This is a genomic window from Stenotrophomonas sp. 278 (assembly GCF_003935715.1).
In the GTDB taxonomy this organism is placed as follows: domain Bacteria; phylum Pseudomonadota; class Gammaproteobacteria; order Xanthomonadales; family Xanthomonadaceae; genus Stenotrophomonas; species Stenotrophomonas maltophilia_AH.
In genome coordinates, this window is the sequence record NZ_RHPP01000076.1 from 1 (window position 1) to 6851 (window position 6851).

General features: G+C 64.9%; 6 protein-coding genes. 2 read left to right on the forward strand and 4 right to left on the reverse strand.

Annotation, left to right across the window (positions count from 1 at the left end):
* Positions 1–327: 327 nt before the first annotated feature.
* The 4 genes from EGJ34_RS13265 to glnA form a co-directional block, all read right to left on the reverse strand.
* A complete protein-coding gene (locus tag EGJ34_RS13265) occupies positions 328–1068 on the reverse strand; it encodes an N-acetylmuramoyl-L-alanine amidase (RefSeq protein ID WP_260476991.1) in 741 nt (246 codons plus the stop codon).
* A gap of 220 nt (positions 1069–1288) precedes the next feature.
* The gene (gene amt, locus EGJ34_RS13270; RefSeq protein ID WP_125360947.1) at positions 1289–2725 is read right to left on the reverse strand and encodes an ammonium transporter; all 1437 of its coding nucleotides are present in this window, start codon (positions 2723–2725) and stop codon (positions 1289–1291) included.
* 21 nt (positions 2726–2746) lie between these two features.
* Positions 2747–3085, reverse strand: a complete 339-nt coding sequence (locus EGJ34_RS13275; protein WP_185750173.1) for a P-II family nitrogen regulator — start codon at positions 3083–3085, stop codon at positions 2747–2749.
* Positions 3086–3394: 309 nt separating this feature from the next.
* Positions 3395–4804 carry a type I glutamate--ammonia ligase gene (gene glnA, locus EGJ34_RS13280; RefSeq protein WP_125360949.1) on the reverse strand — a complete coding sequence of 470 codons (1410 nt, stop codon included), beginning with the start codon at positions 4802–4804 and terminating at the stop codon, positions 3395–3397.
* Positions 4805–5013: 209 nt separating this feature from the next.
* Between glnA and EGJ34_RS13285 the strand changes: the two genes are divergently transcribed.
* Together EGJ34_RS13285 and EGJ34_RS13290 are read left to right on the forward strand one after the other, a co-directional pair.
* Positions 5014–5808, forward strand: coding sequence for an undecaprenyl-diphosphate phosphatase (locus EGJ34_RS13285; protein ID WP_125360950.1), 795 nt, complete (start codon positions 5014–5016; stop codon positions 5806–5808).
* A 72-nt stretch (positions 5809–5880) separates the two neighbouring features.
* Entirely contained in the window at positions 5881–6711 is an 831-nt protein-coding gene (locus EGJ34_RS13290; protein ID WP_125360951.1) for an META and DUF4377 domain-containing protein, read from the forward strand.
* The last annotated feature ends 140 nt before the right edge of the window (positions 6712–6851 follow it).

The window sequence follows — 6851 nt, forward strand, 5'->3', positions numbered from 1 at the left end:
GTGCCCGGACGGGCTGCGGCGGCGTCGGCGACGTCATCCAGCGGGGCGGCGTGCAGCTGGGACATCGCCAGCAGCAGCGCGATCGCCAGGCCGGTCTTCGTTGCCGGTGCAGCGCGGCGCGACATGGAGTGCGCGGTGTGCGCGGACGGGAACGACGACGGGCGGTACGACGACATACGCATAATCTCCGGGTTAGATCGATCTAAACCGCTAGCGTATGGGCTGGATGTGACAGTGGGATTCCAGTTTTGTGGTGTGTGCGGCCAGAAATGTGAGGTGTCGCACGGTTTGTGTGGTCGCACGGATTCGGCAGGGTGCCAAACGAAGTCAGCGCATCTGCAACAACAGCGAATGCAGAATGCGGGCGTCTTCCTCATCCAGTACCTGCGGCAGATCGTCGCGCCCGCGGAAGCGCCGGTGGAACGCTCCAATGGCCGCCTCGCGATTCGCCAGCGAATAGCCAAACGCCCGCAGCGCCAGCACTGCATCAAAACCGGCCGGTGCCGGGCCATCGCTCGCCCGCGGCCAAAGGCCGAATCCGGCTTCGGCCAGCTGCTGCCACGGGAAGTAGCGACTGGGATCGCGCTTGCGCGTGGGAGCCAGGTCCGCATGCGCGATGATCTGGCTGCGTGGGATGGCCAGGCGAGTGCAGACGTCCTCCAGCAGGCGGATCAATGCCGCCATCTGCTCCGGAGCAAACGGGCTGTTGCCGTCGTTGTCGATCTCAATGCCGATGGAGGTGGAGTTGAGATCAGCAAGCGAGCCCCAGCGGCCGCCGCCGGCATGCCATGCACGCCGGTTGTCGGCCACGAGCTGGTAGATGTGGCCGTCGGAACCCACCAGATAATGCGAGCTGACCTTGCCGCCGCTGTTGGCGGTGCGCAGTGTATGCAGGCTCTGCTGCACGTTGTCCTGGTCGGTGTGGTGCAGGACGATGATGACCGGCTTGCGCTCGTTGTGGTTGGGCGATGGCACCCAGGTGGCCAGCGGGCTGCGCAGGTCGGTGGTGGCGCAGCTGGTAAGCAGCAGCGTGGCGAGCAATGCGAGTGGCAGGTGGAATGGGCGCATGGGTGGATTGTGGCCCATGGCGGAGTCTGGAGCGAATGAAAGAAAAAGACCGGCGATCTTGGGAATCGCCGGTCAAGACAGTTTCTCTCTCTCGTTTCTTGTATTTCAGGTCTGCAGCGGTTGCCGGGCATGGCCCGGCACTACGTCATGCATTGCGGAGGGCCGGCCAACGGCCGGCGCTACCGAAGCGATTTCATGTCAGCGGTCAGCGTATGGGGCCTCACGCTTCATACGCAGATTCGCCGTGCGAGGTGACGTCGAGGCCGGTGCGTTCGGCTTCCTCGGTAACGCGCAGGCCGACCACCAGCTTCACCACCAGCAGGATGGCGGCGGTGACCACGGCGCACCAGAGAATGGTGAAGCCGACGCTGACCACCTGCACCCACACCTGGTGACCGATATCCAGGTCGGCCTTGGTGCCGCCCAGCGACTGCGCGCTGAACACACCGGTGAGGATGGCACCGACGATGCCGCCGATGCCGTGCACGCCGAACACGTCGGCGGTGTCGTCCACGCGCAGCAGGCGCTTCAGGCCGGTGACGCCCCACACGCAGACCACGCCGGCCACCAGGCCGATGACGATCGCGCCGAGCGGACCGACTGTGCCGCAGGCCGGGGTGATGCCGACCAGACCCGCTACAGCACCCGAGGCGGCACCCAGTGCGGACGGCTTGCCCTTGCTGACCGCTTCCACGAGGGTCCAGCCCAGCACCGCAGCGGCCGTGGCGAGGATGGTGTTGATGAAGGCCAGCGAGGCGACGGTGTCGGCGGCAGCCGCCGAGCCTGCATTGAAGCCGAACCAGCCCACCCACAGCAGCATCGCGCCGATGTAGGTGAACGGCACGTTGTGCGGCTTCAGCGCGGTCTGGCCGTAGCCGATGCGCTTGCCCACGAAGTACGCGGCAACCAGCCCGGCCACGCCGGCGTTGATGTGCACCACGGTGCCACCCGCGAAATCGATGGCCCCCATTTCACCGAGGTAACCACCGCCCCACACGATGTGGGCCATCGGAATGTAGCTCAGGGTGAACCACAGTGCGGAGAACAGCAGCACCGCCTTGAACTTGATGCGCTCGGCGAAGGCACCCACGATCAGCGCTGTGGTGATGCCGGCGAAGGTGGACTGGAAGGCAACGAACAGATAGTCAGGCAGTCCGGCAATCGGCGTGTTGCCGACCGAGTCCGGCGCGAAGCCCTTGAGGAAGGCGAACTGGGTGAACGAACCAAAGAAGGCGTTGCCTTCGCTGAACACCGCGCTGTAGCCGTAGGCCACCCACAGCATCAGCACCAGCGAGAACACCACCAGGATCTGGCTGAGCACCGAAAGCACGTTCTTGGAACGTACCAGGCCGCCGTAGAACAAGGCCAGGCCGGGCACCACCATCAGCAGCACCAGCAGCGTGGACGTCAGCATCCAGGCCACATCGCCATGGTCGAAGGTAGGTGCGGCAGCCTCCTCGGCCGGTGCAGCGACAGCGGCGGCGGCAGCCGGGTCGGGCAGCTGCTCGACAGTCACGTTTTCTTCCGCAACCGGGGCGACCTGGGCCTGGGCATGCGCGGTGCTGGAGAATGCACCCACGGCGAGCGCGCTGAGCAGCATCATCAGGCACACGGCGTGGAACCGGGCCTGCCACCCGGTCAACAAAGAGGTCTTCATGCTGGGGACTCCGAGTGAGAGTTAGAGCGCGTCTGCGCCGATTTCGCCGGTGCGGATGCGCACCACCTGTTCCACAGGCGTAACGAAGATCTTGCCGTCGCCGATCTTGCCGGTGCCGGCCGCGTTCTGGATCGCTTCAACGACCGCGTCCAGGCGGTCGTCGGTGACCACGGTTTCAATCTTGATCTTCGGCAGGAAATCCACGACGTACTCCGCGCCGCGGTACAACTCGGTATGACCCTTCTGCCGGCCGAAGCCTTTCACTTCGGTCACGGTAATGCCCGACACGCCCGCGTCGGAGAGGGCCTCGCGGACCTCGTCGAGCTTGAACGGTCGGATGATGGCGGAGATCAGTTTCATGCGCATGTCCCGATGGTGGATGGAACCGGCCTGCCGCAGCTGGCCGGCGTCAGGTCAACCGGCGGCCACTTGCACATGGCCGCCGGCTGTCGCGCCGAACGATGCGTGGACCACGCCGTGCCGACGCCCGTTACGGGCGACGCCAGCGGTGACGCGGGAGGGAGGAAGGCCCATGCAGCGTCCGGTCTCTCTTGCCCCTGTGGTGCGTGATGCGTGATGCGGTGTTGCCTGCCGTGCAGCTCCCCAGCCGCAAGGCGATGGCGACGACGAAGGTGGGAGGGGTGTCCTTCGTCGTCGCCACCTGGTTGCTCAGTTGGCGTAGTACAGCTGGTATTCCAGCGGGTGGGTCGCCGCACGGAACCTGGTCACTTCCTGCATCTTCAGCGCGATGTAGCCGTCGATGAAGTCGTCGCTCATGACACCGCCGGCCTTGAGGAACTCGCGGTCCTTGTCCAGGGCTTCCAGGGCCTGGTCAAGCGAGGAGCACACCTGCGGGATCAGCTTCTCTTCTTCCGGCGGCAGGTCGTACAGGTCCTTGTCGCTCGGTGCGCCCGGGTCGATCTGGTTCTTGATGCCGTCCAGGCCGGCCATCATCAACGCGGTGAAGGTCAGGTAGCCGGACTGGATCGGGTCCGGGAAGCGCATTTCAATGCGGCGGGCCTTCGGGTTGGAGACCCACGGAATGCGGCACGAGGCCGAGCGGTTGCGGGCCGAGTAAGCCAGCATGACCGGGGCTTCGAAGCCCGGAACCAGGCGCTTGTAGCTGTTGGTGCCGGAGTTGGAGAAGGCATTGATGGCCTTGGCATGCTTGAAGATGCCGCCGATGTACCACAGGGCCAGCTGGCTCAGGCCGCCGTAACCGTCGCCGGAGAACAGGTTGGTGCCGCCCTTGGACAGCGACTGGTGCACGTGCATGCCGCTGCCGTTGTCGCCGACGATCGGCTTGGGCATGAAGGTGGCGGTCTTGCCGTTGCGGTGGGCGACGTTCTTGATGACGTGCTTCATGCGCAGCAGTTCGTCGGCCTTCTGCACCAGGGTGCTGAACTTGGTGCCGATTTCGCACTGGCCGGCGGTGGCCACTTCGTGGTGCTGCACTTCCACTTCGATGCCGACCTGGGCCAGCGTCTTGCACATTTCAGCGCGCAGGTCATGCAGCGAGTCGGTCGGCGGAACCGGGAAGTAACCGCCCTTCACGGCCGGACGGTAACCGCTGTTGGCACCGTCGTACTTGGCACCGGTGTTCCAGGCGGCTTCCTCGGAGTCGACCTTGAAGAAGGTGTTGCCCATGTCGTTGGCGAAACGCACGGAGTCGAAGATGAAGAATTCCGGTTCCGGACCGAAGAACGCCGATTCGGCGATGCCGGACGACTTCAGGTAGGCCTCGGCGCGCTTGGCGATGCCGCGCGGGCAGCGGCCGTACGGCTGCATGGTGGCCGGGTCGAGGATGTCGCAGCTGATGACCAGGGTCGGGTCGGCGTAGAACGGGTCGACGTAGGCGCTGGCCGGGTCCGGCAGCAGGACCATGTCGGATTCGTTGATGCCCTTCCAGCCGGCAATCGAGCTGCCGTCGAACATCTTGCCTTCTTCAAACAGCGACGGTTCCACGATGCTGACCGGGAAGGTGACGTGCTGCTCGACGCCACGCATATCGACAAAGCGCAGGTCGATGAACTCGATCTGGTTGTCCTTGATCAGCTTCTCAACGTTTTCCACGGACATCGGTGAAACCTCGAATGGGTGATTGCCTGGTTGGATAGAGCAATCCCCGTGCCAACTTTTCTGGCTTCACAAGTTGTTGATTTCGCTTGCTGCAGGCAGGAGCCGCGCCTGCCCGGTGCGCACCATTGCGGTGCATGGGCCGGATCGTGCACACATTTGGTGCGTGATGGGATGTTTTATATTGTGTGAAGCCCCAACCGAGCCACCCGATGTCCGATCTGCTTTCCGCCCTGTTGCTGGGCATCCTTGAAGGTCTTACCGAATTCCTCCCCATTTCCAGCACCGGCCATCTGCTGATCGCCCAGCATTGGCTGGGTGAGCGCTCGGACTTCTTCAACATCGTGATCCAGGCCGGTGCGATCCTGGCGATCACCCTGGTGTTCCGCCAGCGCCTGTGGCAGCTGGCCACCGGCCTGCATGAGAAAGCCAACCGCGACTACGTGCTGAAGCTGGGCACTGCGTTCCTGGTGACGGCGGTGGTGGGCCTGCCGGTGCGCCTGGCTGGCTGGGAGCTGCCGGAGACCGTCACCCCCATCGCCTGGGCACTGATCATCGGCGGCATCTGGATGCTGCTGGTGGAAGCGCGCACCGCCAAGCTGCCGGACCGTACCGAGGTGACCTGGACGGTGGCGGTGCTGGTCGGCCTGGCGCAGGTGGTGGCGGGCGTGTTTCCAGGTACCTCGCGTTCGGCTTCTGCGATCTTCGTGGCGATGCTGTTCGGCCTGAGCCGGCGCGCGGCGGCCACGGAGTTCGTGTTCCTGGTCGGCATTCCCACCATGTTCGCCGCCAGTGCCTACGCGTTCCTGGAACTGGCCAAGGACGGCAAGCTCGCCAGCGAGAACTGGACCGACGTCGGCGTAGCCTTCGTTGCCGCCATCATCACCGGCTTCGTCGTAGTGAAGTGGTTGCTGGGCTACATCAAGCAGCACCGGTTCACCGCGTTTGCGTTCTATCGCATCGCGCTGGGTGTGGGCCTGCTGCTGTGGCTGCCGGCCGGCAGCTGAACAGGCCGGCGTGCGGGTAACCCCTTTCTGGTGGCTCCCGCGTTCAATTCCGCGTTCTTCAAGGAGATGCTCATGAAACGCAATCTGATGCTGACGCTGCCGCTGGCCCTGCTGGTCGCCTGCAGCAACCCGTCCAACGAGGCCCCGGCCGGCCCGGGCCGCGACGATCTGGCCCCCGCTCCGACCGCCGCCGCCGACCAGAAGGCGGTAGCGCAGCTGGACGCGCAGCAGCTGCTGGCCAACCACTGGGTGCTGGAAAGCGCCACCGACAGCAGCGGCAAGCGCATCGATGCGCTGTTCGCACGGACCGAAAAGCCGGTCACGCTGGACTTCGTGGACGGCCGCGTGGCGGTCAGCAACACCTGCAACCGCATGAGCGGTGGCTACACCCTGGCCGATGGCACGCTGACGATTTCGCCGCTGGCCTCGACCATGATGGCCTGTACCGACAAGGCGCTGATGGCGCTGGACCAGGCGGTAGGTTCGCGCCTGGAAGGCGCGTTGAAGGTTGACCTGGGCAGCAACGACCAGCTGACCCTGCACACCACCAGCGGCGACGTTCTGGTGTTCGGACCGCGACCCACGGCCGAAACCCGCTTTGGTGGCCCGGGCGAAACCGTGTTCATTGAAGTCGCCGCGCAGACCAGGCCCTGCCCGCATCCGCTGATCCGCGACATGCAGTGCCTGCAGACCCGTGAAGTGAAGTTCGACGACAAGGGGTTGAAGGTGGGAACGCCGGGCGCATTCGAGAACTTCTACGGCAGCATCGAGGGGTATACGCACGAGCCGGGTACGCGCAATATACTGCGGGTGAAGCGGTTTGCGATTGCCAACCCGCCGGCCGATGCGCCGGCGCAGGCCTTTGTGTTGGATATGGTGGTCGAGTCGGCGGTCGAAAAGTAATCCGGCACCGCGAGGGCCGGCCAACGGCCGGCGCTACCGGATGGATCATGACCCCGGGGCCCCCGCCGGTGGGCCCGTCTCTTATAACCATCAACGCGCCCCCCAGAAACCGAGGAAAATGCGATGGCCGGGTGGGGGTT

Bases quoted from the DNA above. Each gene is read 5' to 3' on its own strand.
- EGJ34_RS13290 (WP_125360951.1), top strand. From the start codon at position 5,881: ATGAAACGCAATCTGATGCTGACGCTGCCGCTGGCCCTGCTGGTCGCC.
- EGJ34_RS13285 (WP_125360950.1), top strand. From the start codon at position 5,014: ATGTCCGATCTGCTTTCCGCCCTGTTGCTGGGCATCCTTGAAGGTCTT.
- glnA (WP_125360949.1), bottom strand. From the start codon at position 4,804: ATGTCCGTGGAAAACGTTGAGAAGCTGATCAAGGACAACCAGATCGAG.
- EGJ34_RS13265 (WP_260476991.1), bottom strand. From the start codon at position 1,068: ATGCGCCCATTCCACCTGCCACTCGCATTGCTCGCCACGCTGCTGCTT.
- amt (WP_125360947.1), bottom strand. From the start codon at position 2,725: ATGAAGACCTCTTTGTTGACCGGGTGGCAGGCCCGGTTCCACGCCGTG.
- EGJ34_RS13275 (WP_185750173.1), bottom strand. From the start codon at position 3,085: ATGAAACTGATCTCCGCCATCATCCGACCGTTCAAGCTCGACGAGGTC.